The organism is Labrys okinawensis, from assembly GCF_047345005.1.
Taxonomy (GTDB): domain Bacteria; phylum Pseudomonadota; class Alphaproteobacteria; order Rhizobiales; family Labraceae; genus Labrys; species Labrys okinawensis.
The window spans coordinates 1,487,907-1,506,426 of the sequence record NZ_CP178864.1 but is presented as its reverse complement, the minus strand read 5'-3'; the positions used below and the strand labels follow the sequence as shown (position 1 = coordinate 1,506,426).

Below are 18,520 nucleotides of genomic sequence, written 5' to 3'. Positions count from 1 at the left end.
CCCGACTTTGGAAATCCAAATACTGCACCGTCACCTCAGTCATCGGCGGTCCCACTAAGGAATCGCCAGGCCTCCTTATGGAGTGGCAAAGGCTCAAGCTTGCCTTGGCTTCATCGAATTCTGGGCGGCTCGCCTTTAACCAGCTGTCACATTATTAACGATTCATCCATGTCCCACATCCCTCCCCCCGCTTTCCTGTTCAGCAAATGCTATGTTAAGGGGAGGCCGTGGAGCGGGCGGCGTAATCGTCCGGCCGCACGGTTTTGACAGGTCGATAAGGACTGAGACGCAATGGCGGAGCGCCGTTCCAGCTTTGAATATGAAGATCTCCTGGCCTGCGGGCGCGGCGAGATGTTCGGCCCCGGCAATGCGCAATTGCCACTCCCTCCGATGCTGATGTTCGATCGCATCTCGGAGATCTCCGAGACCGGCGGGCCGAACGGCAAGGGGCATGTGCGCGCCACGCTCGCTGTCAAGCCGGACCTGTGGTTCTTTTCCTGCCACTTCCAGGGCGATCCCGTCATGCCGGGCTGTCTCGGCCTCGATGCCCTCTGGCAGATGACCGGCTTCTTCCTCGGCTGGCTCGGCCAGGCCGGCCGCGGCCGCGCACTGGGCGTCGGCGAAGTCAAGTTTACCAACCAGGTGCTGCCCAGCGTCCGGAACGTCGAATATGGGGTCGATTTCAAGCGGGTCTTCAAGGGAAAATTGATCCTGGGCATTGCCGATGGCTGGCTAAAGGCGGATGGCACTACCATCTATGAGGCCAAGGATCTGCGTGTTGGCCTGTTCCAGGCCTAGGGTGGCATGCCGGATCGTCGGGACCTTCCAGGTGTAGCTACGCTCTCGGCAAGGACCGGGAGTGCGGGGATAGGTGGATGTGACCGTGCCTCGGATTTCACGTCGATCTGACGCATTTTTGGGCGGAACTGGAATTGGCTTGCCTGAGACAATATGCTTTGACATGAACCGGGGGATGCGGCCCTTGGCCCGCCTGATGCGGTGTCGAGGCTGACGCTTTGTTATGAGGTGGCTGGGATGAGGCAGACGCCCTGTTCCGGCCGTGCTGGTATTGCGTGGACCGGCCCGCTTGCGCTTCCCAGAAGCGCCCCGGGCCGGACGCGAAACGAGAAGGGATCGCCATGAGACGTGTCGTCGTTACCGGCATGGGTATCGTGTCTTCGATCGGCAATTCGACGCAGGAAGTTCTCTCCAGTCTGCACGAAGCCCGGTCCGGTATCACGCGGGCGGAACAGTTCGCCCAGCATGGCTTCCGTTCCCAGGTCTACGGCGCACCCACCCTCGATGCGGCCTCTGTGGTCGACCGGCGCGCCATGCGCTTCCATGGCGGCGGCACGGCCTGGAACCATGTCGCCATGGACCAGGCCATCCTCGACTCCGGCCTCGAGCCGAACGAAGTCTCGAACGAGCGCACCGGCATCATCATGGGTTCGGGTGGCCCGTCCACCCGCACGATCGTCGAAGCCGCGGAAAAGGCCCGGGAGTCCGGCTCCTCCAAGAAGGTCGGTCCCTTCGCCGTACCCAAGGCGATGTCGTCGACCGCCTCCGCCACGCTCTCGACCTGGTTCAAGATCAAAGGCGTCAACTATTCGATCTCCTCGGCCTGCGCGACCTCGAATCATTGTATCGGCAATTCCTATGAGCAGATCCTGTACGGCAAGCAGGATGTGATGTTCGCGGGCGGCTGCGAGGAGCTCGACTGGACCTTGGCGGTGCTGTTTGACGGCATGGGCGCGATGTCCTCCAAGTATAACGACACACCTTCCACGGCTTCGCGGCCTTATGACAAGAACCGGGACGGCTTCGTCATCTCGGCTGGTGCCGGCGTGCTGGTGCTTGAGGAACTGGAACATGCCAAGGCGCGTGGCGCGCGCATATATGGCGAGGTTGCCGGCTATGGCGCCACCTCCGACGGCCACGACATGGTCGCCCCCTCGGGCGAGGGCGCCGAGCGCTGCATGCGCATGGCCATCGCCAATGTGAAGGCACCGATCGACTACATCAACCCCCATGCGACCTCGACCCCGGCCGGCGACCCGCCGGAGATCGAAGCTATCCGCAAGGTCTTCGGTTCCGAAGACAAGTGCCCGCCGATCGCGGCCACCAAGGCCCTGACCGGCCATTCGCAAGGTGCTACCGGTGTACAGGAAGCAATTTATTCACTTCTTATGATGAATAATGGCTTCATCTGCGAGAGCGCGCATATCGAGGAGTTGGACCCGGCCTTTGCTGACATGCCGATCGTGCGCAAGCGGATCGACGACGCCAAGCTGAGCCATGTTCTATCGAACTCCTTCGGATTTGGCGGCACCAACGCGGCTCTGGTCTTCAAGCGCCTCGACGCCTGAAAAACCGCCGCAAAAGCCGCTTTCCGGCCGATATCGCGTAACAAAGAGACAGATAAAGTGATTGGCGGAACAAGCAAATCGCCAGCAGCTTTATCGAAACGTGGTAAAGAGGCGGAAATGCGGTGCGGTCTGCCTATTCAGTCGTGATAGCACCCAACAACTGAAGATCAGGATTTGGAGTTGCACGCGATGTTGGGGCTTATGCAAGGAAAGCGCGGTCTGATCATGGGCGTTGCCAATGATCATTCGATCGCCTGGGGCATTGCCAAGAACCTTGCCGACCACGGCGCCCAGTTGGCTTTCACCTATCAGGGCGAAGCGCTACGCAAGCGCGTCGAGCCGCTGGCCAACAGCATCGGTTCGAACCTGCTGGTGCCTTGCGATGTCGAGGATATCACCTCGGTCGACGAGGTGTTCGCCACTCTTGCCAGGAAGTGGGGGAAGATCGACTTCCTCGTCCACGCCATCGCCTATTCCGACAAGAACGAGCTCAAGGGCCGTTACGCCGATACGACGCGGGACAATTTCACCAAGACCATGGTGATCTCCTGCTTCTCCTTCACCGAGATCGCCAAGCGCGCGGCCGACCTGATGCATGACGGCGGCTCGATCATCACGCTCACATATGGCGGCTCCACCCGCGTGATGCCGAACTACAATGTCATGGGTGTCGCCAAGGCAGCGCTGGAAGCTTCCGTGCGCTACCTCGCCTCCGATTTCGGCCCGCAGGGCGTGCGCGTCAATGCCATCTCGGCCGGCCCGATCCGCACGCTGGCCGGCGCAGGCATCACCGATGCCCGCCTGATGTTCAACTATCAGCGCGCCCACGCTCCGCTGCGCCGCACCGTGAGCATCGAGGAAGTGGGCGGTTCGGCGCTTTACCTTCTCTCGGATCTCGCCTCGGGCGTCACCGGTGAAGTGCATTTCGTCGACTCCGGCTACAACATCATCTCGATGCCGCATCCGGAGGCCCTAAAGGCCCAGGAAGCCGCGGAAGCAAGCGTGGTCCCGACCAAGGCTGCGGCGGAGTAGGTTGGGAGTGGGGACGGCCCAGCGACACCCGGGAGGAGTGTCGGACGATCCGCTCCTGGAAGTGACAACGATGCAAAAAAGGGCGCAACCACGAAGGTTTACGCCCTTTTTTCTTATGCGCACCATTTCCAAGAGCAGACGAGGACGTCGGAATCTCCTACACGGCCCAATCCCACTTTTAGACGGATCCGGTGCGTAGGGGGCAGCAGTGCCAGCAGCAAAGCCGGCCCGTCATTGAAGCGGCTCAGACGCCGTAAACCTGCTGGTGGGCGTAGCGGATCATATCCGAACGATCGGCGCGCAGGTCAACGAGGTCCCCGTTGGAAAGGCTGTTGATCTCGGCGACCAGGCGGCGAAACTCCGCGCGCTTGGCCATGCGATCCTTGAGATGGGCGATAAGGCTTGCAAAAATCATGATGAAACTCCTTCTGTTGGTCAGAGTTTGGCATGATTATGCTGCATTGCAATAACCTATGTCGCATTGCAGCGACACGCTAGATGCATAGCTTCCGACCTTCCAACGCTATTTTGCCTCGTTTTTTACCAAATTGATAAAAAGCTATGCGACTATTGCATCTCTATGACATCGGGTGACTCAAGCCATAAAGGAGAAGAACTCAGCCCTTCCTAGCGGTAATTTCAGCGTCGATTGTCGCGATCTCGTCGCGAAGCTTGGCGACGCGCTCCTCGGCTTCTCGGGCCTGGCGCTCGTAATGAGCGCCGCGGTTCTTCTGCACCGCCGCCACCTTGGCCTGCTTTTGGATGTTGACGATCTCGGCCAGCAGCTTCGCCTTCTTGAGGGGAAGATTGTCCATCGCTGCGCTCCTGCATTCGATTCTCAAGCGCCCTGCTTAGCTGGCATCGCATCCACATGCACCTGCTTTACGAGTTCCGGCGCGCTTTCCGCATCGGAAAATGTGCAGAATGCATTGGCATCGGACGCACTTGGGGGTAAGTGCGGCACATGATTTCGTTCCGAGAGTGCCTACCATGACTGACACGCTGCCCGACCGCCTCGCCGCCAACCCCAAGAGCCCCTATTTCAACGAGGCCCTGATGGAGCGCGGCGTCGGCATCCGTTTCAACGGCGTCGATAAGACCAATGTCGAGGAATATTGCGTGAGCGAAGGCTGGATCCGCGTCGCCGCCGGCAATGCCAGGGATCGCCACGGCGATCCCCTGACCATCAAGCTCAAGGGCAGGGTCGAGCCCTATTTCCGGGAGAAGGAGTGAGCGGTCCCTCTCTTCTCGTTCCGCGCCCGCATCAGCTCCAGGCCCGCGACGCTATCCTTGCGGCACGGGCGGCGGGCAAGCCCGGCTTCCTGCTTGGTGACCTGACCGGCCTCGGCAAGACGCTGTCGGCCTGGCTGGCCTTGTCGGCCATGCCCGAGCAGGACGTGCTGGTGATCTGTCCCAAGGGCGCCATCCCGCAATGGCGCAGCACCATCGCGCGGTCGGGCCTGAAGCCTAAATCCGTCACCCTGATGAATTTCGAAAAGACGAAATCGCTGATGGCGCCGCCACCCGTGAGCAGCAAGCGCTCGACCCGGGCGAAGAACAACGAGCTTGCCAAGCTCGGCACGCCCAAACGGGTGTGGCCATTGGTGGTTGTCGACGAGAGCCATCGCATCCGCAATCCCAATTCGCAGCAGGGCCTCGTCTGCCGGCAAATGGCAGCGGCCGCAACCTTCACGCTCTATATGAGCGCCACGGCCGGCCAGGCGCCGCATGAACTCTCCTATCTCGCCAGGCTTCTCGCCGCTGCCACCGGCGACAAGGGTGGTGATCTCGATGCCTTCCGCGCCCTGATGAAGCGTCTGAAGATCGGAAGGGCCAAAGGGCGCTGGAAGAACTGGTCCTGGGAGCCGAACGAGCCGGACCGCAAGGCGATGTCGGACCTGCTCTACAAGGGCTCCAACGCCATCGGCCTCCGGCGGCGGCCCGAGGAGATCGCCGGCTGGCCGGAAGTACAGCGCGAGGTCACACCCACCGCCCTCGATACCGAGAGCCGCCGGCTCTACGAGGCGACCTGGCGCGAATTCCGCAGGGAGATCGGCCTGCTCGGCGGCTCCACGCGACGAGCCGCCGGCTGGGCGGCGGATTTACGCTTTCGCCAGAAGGGCAGCCTCTTGCGCATCGCCGGTACCGCCGACTTTGCCGACGATTTGATTGGCAACGGCCAACAGGTCGCCCTCTCCGTCGCCTTCCTGGAAACGAGCACCTTGCTGGCCGAAAAGCTCAAGGGCCATGGCTGGCGCGTCGGCGAGATCAACGGCACGCAGACGGGCGAGAAGAACGAGACGGTGCGCATCGCCTTCCAGAGCGGGGATCTCGACGCCGTCGTCTTCACGGTGACGGAATCGATCTCACTCCATCGCGGCGAACTGCCGGGCGGCGAGCGCGAACGCTCCCTCATCGTGCACGACATGCGCCACAGTGCCATCCAGCTCCAGCAGATCGAGGGGCGCTGCCACCGCGACGGCCAGCATGCGGTGATCTATTACGCCTATGCCGAGAACACGGTGGAGGAGAAGATCGCCGCCACCGTCACGGCCCGTATGGCCGATATGGAAGGCATGGCGGGTGACGACACCGCGATGCTGGATGCGATCGGCCGGGTGATCGACGGGGTGGTAGCGGAAGCGGGATAGAGCTCACCTGTCCGCAGCCCCCGGGATTGCAGGCATCCTTGCCTGCTCCGGGAAACGATACCGGTACCGACAAGGAAAAGCAGGCAAGGATGCCCATATGCGCCAACATTGGTGGGAGGGCGCCCAGTTGGAGTGTCGATCACCGATCGACAACCTTGGAAACGATACGTCTTGCGGGGAGGGAAGAGGGCGATCGGTGATCGCCCCTCCAGTGTCCGTCGCCTGACCCCACAAAGTTAGCCCATATCGGCAGGAATGCCTGCGAGCCCAGGGGCACTGCATTGCAGCATGCAATTTCTTTGACTCGTCCGCCACACCGGTATTAACGTCCTCTTGGATGGTATCATAGGTATACCAAAAATGGCCCATGCAGCGATCAAACGGCGCAAGCTCTATGAGGAAGTGGCTGATGACCTGGAGCGTCTGATCCAGGACGGCCAATATGCGCCCTCCGATTTCCTGCCTTCCGAGCGTGACCTGATGCGCCAATATGGCGTTGGGCGCCCGGCGGTGCGGGAGGCGCTGTTTCACCTACGCAAGATGGGCCTGGTGCAGATCCGCTCGGGCGAGCGTGCCCGCGTTACCCGGCCGACGCCGGAATTCGTCATCGGCGCTCTTTCCGGCACCGCCCGCCATATGCTGGCGGCGCCCGGCGGCGTGCATGACTTCCAGAACGCCCGCGTCTTCTTCGAAGCGGGTCTGGCCCGTTATGCGGCGCGCTTCGCCACCGACGAGGACATCGCGGAGTTCAAAACGGCTCTCGACCGGAACGAGGCCGCCATCGGCGATCTCAAGCGCTTCCGCGACACGGATGTTGCCTTCCACTATGTGCTGGCCGTCATCCCGGGCAACCCGATCTTCACCGCTATCCATGCCGCGCTCGCCGACTGGCTGACGGAACAGCGTCAGACCACATTGGCGCCCGCCAAGGACGCGGCCGTCTACCAGACCGTATTCGAGGCCCACCGCGCCATCTACGAGGCTGTCGCCGCCCGCGATCCCGATAAGGCCGAGGAGGCCATGCGCAACCATCTCGAATATGTCGCGCAGCGCTACACGGACATCGTGGAGGGCCGGCAATGAGCCGCTATGTCGTCATGGTCGACTTCCGCCTCAAGCCGGGCGCCCGCACCGCCTTCCGTACCCTGGTCGATCTCAACGCCAGGCTGTCCGCCCATGATGAACCCGGCTGCCGGCGCTTCGACGTGGTCGAGCCCGATGGCGAGGCCGACAGGGTGCTGCTCTACGAGATCTATGACGACCGCGCCGCCTTCGACGCTCATATGAAGACGAAGCATTACTTCGCCTTCGACGCCGAGAGTGCGGAAATGGTTGCCAGCAAAATAGTGACAACGGGTGGCCTTGTCTGCGAAGGCTCGGCCTGACGTCCAAGAAGACTGCGCATGCCGCGAGCGGGCGGGCCCGTCGCGTTTTTGTCACGCCAGCAGACCAATTGGTTTGCCGACTAGATATTTCGGTGAACGAACCGATTTTTGATGATATCGACCCGGAAAACGGGCGGATCTGTTTGGAGGAAATTGGAATGACGGACCAGGGCCTCAAAGCCATGGCACAGAGCCGGGCGCCGAAATTCGGGCATTTCGTCGTGGAATTCGCCACGCCCGGCATCGGTCACATCCTTAAATCGGCCGGCTGCGATTTCGTGCTGTTCGACCTCGAACATTCCGGCTTTCACTTCGAGACCGTGAAGAGCGTCATCCGCTATTTCGAGGCAGCCGCCCTGCCCACCATCGTGCGCGTACCCTCAAAGGAATATCATCACATCGCCCGCGCAATGGACATGGGCGCCGAAGGGCTGATGCTGCCGATGGTGAACAACGCCGCGGAGGTCCGCCACATCCTCAACTCGATGAAGTACCACCCGCAAGGCGGCCGCGGCGTCGCACTCGGCGTGGCACATGACCGCTACACCCCGGGCGCCGTCGCCGACAAGTTCGTGGCCGCCAACAAGCGCTCCACCTTCTTCTGCCAGATCGAGACGGCCGAGGGCGTGGAGAATGCCGACGAGCTCGCCGCGATCGACGGCGTCGATTGCCTCTGGGTCGGTCATTTCGACCTCTCGGTCTCGCTCGGCGTTCCCGGCGAATTCGAGCACACGAAATTCAAGGACGCGATCACCCGCACCCATGCCGCCTGCAAGAGGCACGGCAAGTCGCTCGGCCGCCTGGTGCCAAATGTCGAGACGGGCATTCAGCTCGTCAATGAAGGCTTTGATTTCATTTGCTATTCCGGCGACGTATGGGTGCTCCAGTCAGCCCTTGCGGAGGCGATCGGCCGCCTACGCGAAGGCACCAAGAGCCACCGGAGCTAGCGCCATGGCCTCACCTTTCCGCGTTGCCATTTCGGGCGATTTCAGGAAGACGGACGGTTCGCTGACCTACCCGGATTTCGATCTCGAGCCCCTCAGGAATGCGCCCGGCGTCGAGATGCAATTCCTTGAGGTGGCCAATCCCCTTCAGGCTCGGCAACTTGAGGATTTCGACGCCCTGATCCTGCTTACCCACCGCTTCAATGCCGACAGCGTGCCGAAAACTGAGCGCCTCGCGGTGGTGGCGCGCTTCGGCGTGGGCTACGACACCGTGGATGTCGAGGCCTGCACCAGGGCCGGCATCGCCCTGGTGATCACGCCGGACGGCGTGCGCCGTCCGGTCGCCGTCTCGATCATCACCCTGATGCTCGCTCTCACCGGGAAGCTGATGGTCAAGGACGGTCTGACGCGTCAGGCCGCAGAGGGCTTCGCCAAGCGCTCGGAGCATATGGGCGTCGGCCTCGTCGGACGCACAATCGGCTCGCTCGGCATCGGCAATATCGGCGCCGAACTCTTCCGACTGCTGAAGCCCTTCGACATGAAGTTCATCGCCCACGACCCCTATGCCGACAAGGCGGTGGCCGCCGAACTGGGCATCGAGCTGGTCGGGCTGGAGGATGTATTCCGGCGGGCCGACATCGTCTCGGTGAGCTGTCCGCTGACGCCCGAGACGCATCACCTTGTCAACGCCGAACGCCTCGCCTTGATGAAGCCGACGGCCTATCTGATCAACACGGCGCGTGGCCCTATCGTCGACCAGAAAGCACTTACCAGGGTGCTGCAGGAGCGTCGCATTGCCGGCGCCGGGCTTGATGTGCTCGAGCAGGAGCCGCCGGATCCGGATGATACCATCCTCAAGCTCGACAACGTCATCCTGGCGCCGCATGCATTGTGCTGGACGGACCAGTGCTTTGCCGGCAATGGAGCTGCCGATGTCGCAGCCGTGCTCGAGGTTCAGCATGGCCGGGTTCCGCGAGGCGTCGTCAATCGAGCGGTGCTGGAAAGCGAACGGTGGAAGGGGCGGCTGACGGAGTATGGCGAGAGGTTTGGGGGCAATGGGAAGCAAACATGAGGGGCAGCGCGGCGTCTAAGGCCAGGTGAATAGGAAGATCTTGGAAGGAGGCCGGCCCGCAAGGCGGCCCAGGAACAGACGACCCAGTGTCCGGGCGCCCTCGCATAAACAGGTCTCGGCCGAAGCGCCCTCGGGACGAGACGATCGGGAGGAGCAAGACCATGAATGAGCGTGAACGGCGTGATTTCGAACAAGGTTTGGCTGAGGAAGTCGATGCCTTCCTGGCCGGCAAGCCCACGCGGCGAACCTTCATCAAGAGATTCGGCCAGATGATGGGCATGATCCCGCTGGCTGGCCTTGCTTTGCCGGCCTGGGTGGACCAGGCCCTCGCACAGGCTGCAGTCGACCTCGCGGACGCTTCGACACCGCTTGGCAAGGCCCAGGCCGCGGCTGTCAAGGCGTCCACCGAAGGGCCGGCCGATGGATCGGCCTTCCGCGCCGTGCAAGCGGCCAAGCCGTTCTCGGGCGTCACCCTCAACATGACCTATGAGTCCGGCCTGCAGGCGCTCGATCCGCGCAACTTCTCCGGCCCCGTCTGGGAGAAGTTCACCGGCATCAAGTCCAATGTGGTGGAGCTTTCGCATCCCGACCAATATTCCAAACCGATCGCCGAGCACATCGCCGCCTCCGGCGCCTATGACATCCTCGATATCGAACCGGCCTGGACTCCCTCGCTCGCCGATGGCGGCGTGATCGCCCCGCTCGACGATTTCATCGCCAAATATATGAACAAGGCGGATTTCGACGACTATCATCCGCTTTTCAAGGCGCTGCCGACCTACAAGGGCAAGATCTGGGGCTTCTTCGACGATGGCGACATGTTCGCCCTTTACTATCGCAAGGACATCTTTGGCGATCCCAAGCTCCAGGACGCCTACCAGAAGAAGTTCGGCAAGGCGCTCGAAGTACCCAAGACCTGGGAAGATTATGCTCAGACCGCCCAGTTCATCAGCGACCAGTTGCAGCCCAATGTCTATGGCGCCGGCCATTTCCGCAAGGCGGGCAGCCCCGGCAACCAGTTCGACTTCCTGCAGCAGTTCCGGGCCAACAAGGGCGTGTTCTTCGATGCCGACATGAAGGCGCAGCTTTCCTCGCCCGCCGGCATGAAGACGCTGGAGAACATGATCGCCGCCAACAAGGCTTCGATCCCGGGCAACAACGAACTCGATGCCGTCTCGCTCTGGGCCGCCTTCCTGCAAGGTAAGGTCGCCATGATCTATTCCTGGCCGCCCACGGGCCGCATGGCCGCGAACTATTCGCAGAGCGCCAAGGCGATCAACTTCATCCCGCAATCCTCGATCGCCGGCAAGGTCGGCTACGCCGTGGTGCCGGGCGGGCATCCTGAACATGCCACCGGCTACTCCAAGGCACTGACGGCCGACTCGCCCAATGCCGAGGCAGCCTATCTCTTCATGCAATGGGCGACCTCGCCGCCGGTCTCGCTGGCGCGCACCATGCTGCCTTATTCGCTGCGCGATCCCTATCGCCTCTCTCACTACAAGTCGGAGGAATACCGGGCGCTCTGGCCGGATGCGAAGGAGTATCTCGTCAATCTCTGCAATTCGGCCAATGGCGGCCTGCTCGACATGGTCATGCCCGGCTGGCAGGACTATGCCCTCTCGCTCGACCGCATGTGCTCCTCGGTCTGGGCTGGCACCGATCCCAAGGCGGCGCTCGATACCGCCGCCGCCGAATGGGACCAGACCACCGAGCGCCTCGGCGTCGACAGCCAGAAGGCCTTCTTCGCCGAATACAACAAGCTGCCGGGTTCCTCGGCCGACCATACGGTGGAATCGCTAGGGATGGCGGTGAAGCTGGACTGAGGTGGAATGCGGAGTGAGCAAGACCCAAGAGGAGTGAGGCGCGGCTTGCCTCCCCCACGAAGCTGGGGGAGGTGGCCGAACGAAGTGAGGTCGGAGGGGGTGTGGCACGGAAAAAGCCGCGGTAACACCACTTCGTTTCCTTCGCCCTATTCGGCCCAAGCGATGGGTCCCACCACGCGCTCAGGGGTGCGCTCTATCCGGACCACACCCCACCCCTGCCCCTCCCCAGCTTCGTGGGGAGGGCCCGCGCTTTATCCCGAAATGGCAATGGACCGGATCCGATGAGTCAGACCGCCAGTATTGCCCCCTCACCTCGCCCACCGCCAAGCGCCCTAACGCGCCTGTCGGAGTGGAGCGACCGGCATTTCAAATGGCTGCTGGTGGCGCCCGCCGTGCTGCTGATCCTGTCCCTGTCTGTTTACCCCTTGCTGTTCTCGGTTTGGGTCGCCTTCGTCAATTACGACTTCCAGATCCCCGGCCATGCCTTCATCGGCCTGAAGAACTTCTCGCAGGTCGTGTTCGACCCGGTGGCGCGCTGGTCGTTGCTGCTGACCGTCATGCTCTCGACCGTGAATGTCATCATCGAATTCGGCCTGGGGCTCGCCCTGGCGCTCTCCATGGTGCGCAGCTTTCCCGGCCGCGGGCTCGTGATGTCGATCCTCATCATCCCGCTCTTCATCAGCCCGGTGATCGTCGGCCAAGCCTGGGCGCTGTTGCTCCAGCGCCCCTTCGGGCCGACGAATTATCTGCTCTCCGTGCTCACCGGCCACGACGTCACCATCTCGTGGCTCACCGAGACGCCGTGGCTCTACATCTCGCTGGTCATCGCGGACGTCTGGCAGTGGACGCCCTTCATGTTCGTCATCCTGCTGGCCGGCCTTACCTCGATACCCGCCAACCAATATGAAGCGGCCGAACTCGACGGCGTCGACAACTGGCTGGCCTTCCGGGCCATCACGCTACCCCAGCTCGCCCCGATGATCCTGCTCGCGATTACCTTCCGCCTGCTCGACGCCATCAAGCTGTTCGACACCATCTTCATCATGACGGGAGGCGGACCGGGCACGAAGACCTACACCTCCTCCTTCTATCTCTACACGGTGGGCTTCACCCAGTTCCATATCGGCCAGGCCACGGCGGGGGCATGGATCTTCCTGATCTTCACCGCGGCGGTGGTGAGCCTCCTGGTGCGGCGTCTCCTGAACACGGAGGAAGCGTGATGGCGGATCCCACGCCGAAGTGGCGGCGCAGGGGCATGGTCGGCCGGCTGATCTTCATCGGCCTCTTCCTGCTCTTCGTGCTTATGCCGCTTTATTGGATGTTCATCACCTCGATCAAGCCGAGCGACGACTATCTTGCCGTGCCGCCGGTCTGGTTCCCGAAGGCGCCGACCATCGTGCATTACACCGCGGCACTGTTCGCCTATCGGGGCATGCAGGGGCTGATCAACTCCCTGGTGATCTCGGTAGCGGCCACCATCCTCTCCGCTCTGTTCGGCACCATGATGGCATACAGCCTGGCGCGCTTCGGCACGGGCGGAAGGCATCTCTCCTTCTGGGTGCTTTCGCAGCGTTTCCTGCCGCCGATCGCCGTGGTGCTGCCGATTTTCCTGATCTACCGCAATTTCGGCCTGCATGACACGCATGTCGGCCTCATCATCGCCTACACCGTCTTCACCCTGCCGGTGACGGTGTGGATGATGTTCGCTTATTTCCGCGGTCTGCCCCGCTCGATGGAGGATGCGGCGCTGGTCGACGGCTGCACGCGCTGGCAGGCCTTCTGGCGCGTGGCGGTGCCACTCTCGGCGCCCGGCATCGTGGCGGCCGCAGTGTTCGCCTTCATCGCCTGCTGGACGGAATTCTTCTTCGCCCTGATCCTGACCAGCCGGGCCGCCTTCACCCTGCCCACCGTGTTCCGTGCCTTCCTCGGCTTCCAGGGCGCGCAATATGGCGAGGCCAGCGCTCTGGCTATCGTCTCGCTGGTGCCGTCCATCATGCTGGGCGTGCTGGCGCAAAAGCATCTGGTGCGGGGGCTGACGCTGGGAGCTGTGAGGGGATGAGGGGATATCGTTGTCAGGAAAAGGCGCGATCAGCCTCCCCCACGAAGCTGGGGGTATCGCGCACACTTTGTGTGCGCTGGGCCGAACGAAGTGAGGTCGGAGGGGGTGTGGGCGGAGTAAGGCTCGGGAAACGCTGTTCTGGGTTCGCGCTTCCAGTACTCTTTTCTGCCCACACCCCCTCCGACCCGGCTTCGCCGGGCCACCTCCCCCAGCTTCGTGGGGGAGGCGAGGTCGCACCCTTCAACCAACGCGGAGTCCCCCATGGCTGAGGTCAGGATCAGCGGCCTGCACAAGCGCTACGGCGCCTATCATGCCGTGAAGGGCATCGATCTTGCCATCGCCGACGGCGAGTTCGCCGTGCTTGTCGGCCCGTCCGGATGCGGAAAATCCACCCTGCTGCGCACCATAGCAGGCCTTGAGGATATCTCGGAGGGTGAGATCGCCATCGGCGGTGAGGTGGTGAACGACATGCGCCCGCGCGATCGCGACGTCGCCATGGTGTTCCAGGACTATGCGCTCTATCCGCATATGAAGGTCGCCGAGAATATCGGCTTCGGCCTGCGCGCCCGGAAGATGCCGCCGCCCGAGATCGCGGAGCGCGTCAACCGCGCCGCCGCCATGCTGGGTATTACCGCCTTGCTCGGCCGCTATCCGCGCCAGCTCTCGGGCGGTCAGCGCCAGCGCGTCGCCATAGGCCGGGCCATCGTGCGCAACCCCAGGATCTTCCTGTTCGACGAGCCGCTCTCCAATCTCGACGCGCAGTTGCGCGAGGAGATGCGCGGCGAGATCAAGCGCCTGCACCAGGGCATCAAGACCACTATGATCTATGTCACCCACGACCAGATCGAGGCGATGACCCTGGCTGACCGTATCGTGCTGATGCGCGACGGTGTGATCGAGCAGAGCGGTGCACCGCTTGACCTGTTCGAGAAGCCGGCCTCGCGCTTCGTCGCAGGCTTCCTCGGCTCACCCCAGATGGGCTTCGTGCCGGGCACGCTCGCGCGCAGCGAAGCCGGCGACGCCATCCGCCTCGCCGGGCCGATCGAAAGCCTGCCCCTGCCTGCCGGGCGTATGCCGGCCGGTATCGCCGATGGCAGCGCCATCCTTCTCGGCATCCGACCAGAACATGTAAGCCGCGCGAGCGGGCCGGCACCCGGCCCCGGCATTGTCCGCATCGACGCCGAGATCGAATTGCTGCAGCCCACGGGCTCGCGCAGCTTCGCGACGCTGCGTCTTGCCGGCACGTCGGTGCTGGCCGAGTTGCAGGCCCATGACGTCAGTCGCCCGGGCCAGCGCATTCCTCTCGACATCAACCTCAATCGCGCGTCATTGTTCGACGCCGCAACGGAGAAAGCGCTGTGACGACGATGCCCGAACCCAGTCTCGCCATCCGGCTCTACGGCACCGAGGAGGCCTTGGGCCAGACACGGCTGCTCGAGGCCGGCCCGCTCTCCGCGGAACTCGATGGCGGCGCCCTGCGCGCCATCCGCCTCGGCGGCATCGAGATGATCCGCGCCATCGCCTTCCTGATCCGCGATGAGAACTGGGGCACGCTCTCGCCGGAGATCACGGACCTTGCGGTGGAAGAGACCTCCGAAGGCTTCAACGTTTCCTATCGCGCCACCTGCGAGGATGCCAAGCGCAAGCTCACCTACGATGCGCGCATTGCCGGACGCCGCGACGGCTCGCTCGATTTCGAGGTAACTGCCCATCCTCACACCGACGTGCTCACCAACCGTACCGGCTTCATCGTGCTGCACCCGCTCGTGGGCGTGGCCGGCCACCCGGTGAAGGTGCAACATGTCGACGGCCCCGAGCAAGCCGCTGCGTTCCCCGATCGCATCGACCCCATGCAGCCCTTCCTCGATATCCGCTCGCTTTCGCATGAGGTGGTGCCGGGTACCTGGGTCACCTGCACGATGACGGGCGATACCTTCGAGATGGAAGACCAGCGCAACTGGACGGATGCTTCCTACAAGACCTACGTACGCCCTCTCGCCCGGCCCTGGCCCTATACGCTGAAGCAGGGAGAGCCGATTGCGCAGACCGTGAAGCTTTCGATCAGCGGCGACCGGCCGAAGGCGGTGGCGAGCGTTGGCGCCCAGCCCATCAGCGTTACACTTGGTGGAGAAGCCGCGGGCAGATTTCCGACCATCGGCATCGGCGTGCCCGCGGAAGAAGCGCCCTATGCCCTGCAGCATATCGATCGCCTCAAGGCGCTCGGCGCCAAATTCCTGGTCTGCGAGGTCGACCGCCGACGCGGCGACGGCCTCAGCGAACTCCAGGCCTATCGCAAGCTCGCCGAAGCCCTGCGGGCCGAGGTGACGCTCGAAATCATCATTCCCGGCAGCATGGATCCGGCCGCCGATCTGAGTCCCGTAGCCCAGGCGGCCGCCGAATCCGGCCTGGCGCCGGCCGCGATCGAAGTTTTCCCCGCCCAGGATATGAAATCCGTGCTGCCCGGCTCGCCCTGGCCGGAGATGCCCAGCTTCGAGGCGATTCTCGGCGCGGCACGCGCTGCCTTTCCGGGCGTGAGGCTTGGCGGTGGCATGGCAACCTATTTCACCGAGCTCAACCGCAAGCGCCCGCCGGCCGCGCTGCTCGACTTCGTCACCCACACCACCTGCCCCACCGTGCATGCCGCCGACGATCGATCCGTGATGGAGACGCTCGAATCACTGCCCTATGTTTTCCTGTCCACCCAGGCCTTCATGGGCGAGAAGCCCTATCATGTCGGGCCGAGCAGCATCGGCTGCCGCGAGAACCCCTATGGCAGGGCGACCACGCCCAACCCTGACAATCGTCGTGCCTGCCTGTCGCGGCTTGATCCCCGTCAGCGCGGCCTCTTCAACGCCGCCTATACGCTGGGCTATGCCGCAGCCTGTGCCCGCGGCGGCGTCAGCGCCTTGAGCATGGGTGCGCCGACCGGGCCCTTCGGCTTCATCCACCGCCACATGGACGGGCCACATCCCTTCTATGAAAGCCAACCGGACGGCGCGCTCTATCCGGCCTTCCACGTCATGGCGGCGTTGGCGGCCGATGGCGGCGCCACGCTGGTCGAGGCGAAATCGGACAGGAAGGCGGCCGTCGAGGCCTTCGCCTATCGTGCCGGGAAGCGCACGGTGCTCTGGCTCGCCAACCTGACGCCGGCGGTGCAGGAGGTGTTGCTGAAGGGTGTTGATGGAGCCAGGATCGCCACGCTGGACGAGACGAATTTCGTCGAGGCTTCGACGAGGGTGGGAGCCTTCGAGCAAGCTCACACGCTCGGCAATGCCCCTATCAGCCTGCTTTCCTATGCGGTCGCCCGAATCGAGATCGGCTGACGTGCGAAAAAAGAAAATGCCTTCCCCGCAGTGCGGAGAAGGCTTCCTTGTCGGTCCCGGGCAGGCGACTCACATCGTGAAGTACCAGTTCGCCAGCAGCACCACGAGGAGGCCCGCGACCAGGGTGAGGTAGGGCAGCATGCCCGCCTTCTTCACCTGCAGATCGGAAGCCTTGAGACCGAGATCGTCCAGCATATGGTCGGGGAACTTGCCGCCATCCTGGACGTAGTGCCGGAAGCAGAACACCGGGATGATGAGGGCTGCGAAGATCAGGCCGGCCCACAGTGCCATCGGGTTCCAGACCTTGGCGCCGGCACCCATGAAGACGGCGTTGACATAGGCGAAGATGGCGCCAAGGGCGATGACGAAGGTCGGCGCCTTCCAGGGCCTCGCGATATGGCCATTATCCATGCGGTGGATCCAGCCGGCATTGAGGTTGAGGAAGTTGAAGATGATGTAGCCGCAATTCGACACGGCTAGGATGAAGAAGAAGCTGGTCGCATCCGTCGAGGCGATGGCGAGCACGATCAGGTTGCAGACGAGATCCGTCCACATCGCGCGTGTCGGCGCGCCATGCGAGTTCACATGGCTCAGATATTTCGGCAGCCAGCCATCCACGGAGCCCTGATAGAGCGTGCGGGAGGAACCGGCCATGGCGGTCATGATCGCCAGCATGAGGGCCAGGATCATCAGCATCACAAGGAGGTTGGTGATGAGTGCGCCGCCGTGCACCATCTGCGCCATGGCGGCTGCCACGCCGGAACCGTCGACGATCGGACCGGCTAGCATGCCGTTCAGCCCGAGCACACCTTGGAAGGTAAAGGGCACAAGGATATAGAGCAGCATGCACAGGAGGCCTGAATAGAAGATGGCCTTGAAGGTGTCCGTGCCCGGATCCTTGAACTCGCTGGTGTAGCAGACGGCCGTCTCGAAGCCATAGGTCGACCAGGCGGCAATGAACATGCCGCCGAGCACAAGGGTCCAGCCCGCGATGTTCCAGTGGCCGGGATCAGGCGCGTAGGCCGTGGCGAGTGGGACGAGCGGCGAGTAATTCGCCCAGTTGATCTGCCCGGTGACCAGAGGCACCACGCCGACGATCAGCATCGGGATGATCACCAGCAGGCCGATATATTTCTGCATATTGGCCGTGCCGAGAATGCCGCGATGCTGGATGGCGAAGGTGATCAGCATCAGGATGGCGCCGATGAAGAATACCGCGTTGAAGGAAAAGCCGACCGGGCCGAGCGTGTGGCTGAACAGTGTCCAGTTGCGGATCGCCGGCGTCGCCGCCGCGGTCACGGCGGTGATCGCATCGGCCGGCACCGTTCCGGCATGGGCGGCGATATAAGCCACCACTTCCGGCGAGGTCTCGGTGAAGGCCGGAATGGGGAAGAAGGCATTGAGGATGTAGGCGGCCGCGATCGAGCAGCCTAGCGAGAGCACAGGCGACCAGGCAAACCAGTTGCACCACACCGACAGCGGCGCGATGAACTTCGAATAGCGCAGCCACGCCGTGGCGCCATACACCGAGGCGCCGCCCGACTTGTTCGGGAACAGGCCCGCGATCTCGGCATAGGTGAACGACTGGATGAAGCCCATGATCATGGAGGCCGTCCAGATCAGGAAAGCCAGCGTGCCTGTCGTGCCGGCGATGCCGCCGATGGAGAACAGCACGAGGGCGGGCACGCCGCTGGCGACCCAGAAGGCGCCGCGCCAATCGATATGGCGCAGAAGCTGGCCCTCCGCTTCCGCGCTGGCCGCGATGTTATTGGTTGTTGTCATTATGGTTCCCCGGACGGATCGACTTCACAGGATGGTGCGCGAAGGCAAGTCATGGTGACCGAATAGAGCTCCCGACTTTACCT

Annotated in this window: 17 protein-coding genes; 14 read left to right on the top strand and 3 right to left on the bottom strand. The window is 63.0% G+C overall.

Going from position 1 to position 18,520, the window contains the following annotated elements:
- The first annotated feature begins 291 nt into the window (after positions 1 to 291).
- From fabA to fabI, 3 genes are all read left to right on the top strand, one after another.
- Positions 292 to 798, top strand: a complete 507-nt coding sequence (gene fabA / locus ACMDCR_RS07205) for a 3-hydroxyacyl-[acyl-carrier-protein] dehydratase FabA (protein ID WP_413991873.1) — start codon at positions 292 to 294, stop codon at positions 796 to 798.
- Between the two features lie 341 nt (positions 799 to 1,139).
- Complete coding sequence (gene fabB / locus ACMDCR_RS07200) at positions 1,140 to 2,366, top strand: beta-ketoacyl-ACP synthase I (protein ID WP_413991872.1); 1,227 nt, start codon at positions 1,140 to 1,142, stop codon at positions 2,364 to 2,366.
- A 189-nt stretch (positions 2,367 to 2,555) separates the two neighbouring features.
- Positions 2,556 to 3,398, top strand: coding sequence for an enoyl-ACP reductase FabI (gene fabI / locus ACMDCR_RS07195; RefSeq protein ID WP_413991871.1), 843 nt, complete (start codon positions 2,556 to 2,558; stop codon positions 3,396 to 3,398).
- 244 nt (positions 3,399 to 3,642) lie between these two features.
- Here fabI and ACMDCR_RS07190 read toward each other — a convergent pair whose 3' ends face one another.
- Both ACMDCR_RS07190 and ACMDCR_RS07185 read right to left on the bottom strand, forming a co-directional pair.
- Entirely contained in the window at positions 3,643 to 3,813 is a 171-nt protein-coding gene (locus ACMDCR_RS07190; RefSeq protein ID WP_413991870.1) for a hypothetical protein, read from the bottom strand.
- A 202-nt stretch (positions 3,814 to 4,015) separates the two neighbouring features.
- Positions 4,016 to 4,213, bottom strand: coding sequence for a hypothetical protein (locus ACMDCR_RS07185; protein ID WP_413991869.1), 198 nt, complete (start codon positions 4,211 to 4,213; stop codon positions 4,016 to 4,018).
- A gap of 175 nt (positions 4,214 to 4,388) precedes the next feature.
- On the opposite strand from ACMDCR_RS07185, the gene ACMDCR_RS07180 reads away from it, so the two are divergent.
- The 11 genes from ACMDCR_RS07180 (at position 4,389) to ACMDCR_RS07130 (ending at position 16,655) form a co-directional block, all read left to right on the top strand.
- Entirely contained in the window at positions 4,389 to 4,631 is a 243-nt protein-coding gene (locus tag ACMDCR_RS07180; RefSeq protein WP_413991868.1) for a DUF3297 family protein, read from the top strand.
- A complete protein-coding gene (locus ACMDCR_RS07175) occupies positions 4,628 to 6,049 on the top strand; it encodes a DEAD/DEAH box helicase family protein (protein WP_413991867.1) in 1,422 nt (473 codons plus the stop codon). The genes ACMDCR_RS07180 and ACMDCR_RS07175 overlap by 4 nt, the downstream gene beginning before the upstream one ends.
- A 360-nt stretch (positions 6,050 to 6,409) precedes the next feature.
- Entirely contained in the window at positions 6,410 to 7,132 is a 723-nt protein-coding gene (gene nanR, locus ACMDCR_RS07170) for a transcriptional regulator NanR (RefSeq protein WP_413991866.1), read from the top strand.
- Positions 7,129 to 7,434 (top strand): putative quinol monooxygenase, encoded by a 306-nt coding sequence (locus ACMDCR_RS07165; protein ID WP_413991865.1) that lies wholly within the window; start codon positions 7,129 to 7,131, stop codon positions 7,432 to 7,434. Before nanR ends, ACMDCR_RS07165 begins: the two co-directional genes overlap by 4 nt.
- Positions 7,435 to 7,592: 158 nt before the next feature.
- Complete coding sequence (locus ACMDCR_RS07160) at positions 7,593 to 8,381, top strand: HpcH/HpaI aldolase family protein (protein ID WP_413991864.1); 789 nt, start codon at positions 7,593 to 7,595, stop codon at positions 8,379 to 8,381.
- Positions 8,382 to 8,385: 4 nt separating this feature from the next.
- Positions 8,386 to 9,450 (top strand): NAD(P)-dependent oxidoreductase, encoded by a 1,065-nt coding sequence (locus ACMDCR_RS07155; protein ID WP_413991863.1) that lies wholly within the window; start codon positions 8,386 to 8,388, stop codon positions 9,448 to 9,450.
- Positions 9,451 to 9,611: 161 nt separating this feature from the next.
- A complete protein-coding gene (locus ACMDCR_RS07150; protein WP_413991862.1) occupies positions 9,612 to 11,273 on the top strand; it encodes an extracellular solute-binding protein in 1,662 nt (553 codons plus the stop codon).
- Positions 11,274 to 11,554: 281 nt separating this feature from the next.
- Entirely contained in the window at positions 11,555 to 12,493 is a 939-nt protein-coding gene (locus tag ACMDCR_RS07145; protein ID WP_413991861.1) for a carbohydrate ABC transporter permease, read from the top strand.
- Positions 12,493 to 13,332, top strand: a complete 840-nt coding sequence (locus ACMDCR_RS07140; protein WP_413991860.1) for a carbohydrate ABC transporter permease — start codon at positions 12,493 to 12,495, stop codon at positions 13,330 to 13,332. Before ACMDCR_RS07145 ends, ACMDCR_RS07140 begins: the two co-directional genes overlap by 1 nt.
- A 261-nt stretch (positions 13,333 to 13,593) precedes the next feature.
- Entirely contained in the window at positions 13,594 to 14,694 is a 1,101-nt protein-coding gene (locus ACMDCR_RS07135; protein WP_413991859.1) for an ABC transporter ATP-binding protein, read from the top strand.
- Positions 14,695 to 14,699: 5 nt separating this feature from the next.
- Positions 14,700 to 16,655: a hypothetical protein gene (locus ACMDCR_RS07130; RefSeq protein ID WP_413993555.1), complete on the top strand. Its 1,956-nt coding sequence runs from the start codon at positions 14,700 to 14,702 to the stop codon at positions 16,653 to 16,655.
- A gap of 69 nt (positions 16,656 to 16,724) precedes the next feature.
- Here the strand turns inward: ACMDCR_RS07130 and ACMDCR_RS07125 are convergent, their stop codons facing one another.
- A complete protein-coding gene (locus tag ACMDCR_RS07125) occupies positions 16,725 to 18,437 on the bottom strand; it encodes an APC family permease (RefSeq protein WP_413991858.1) in 1,713 nt (570 codons plus the stop codon).
- Positions 18,438 to 18,520 lie beyond the last annotated feature (83 nt).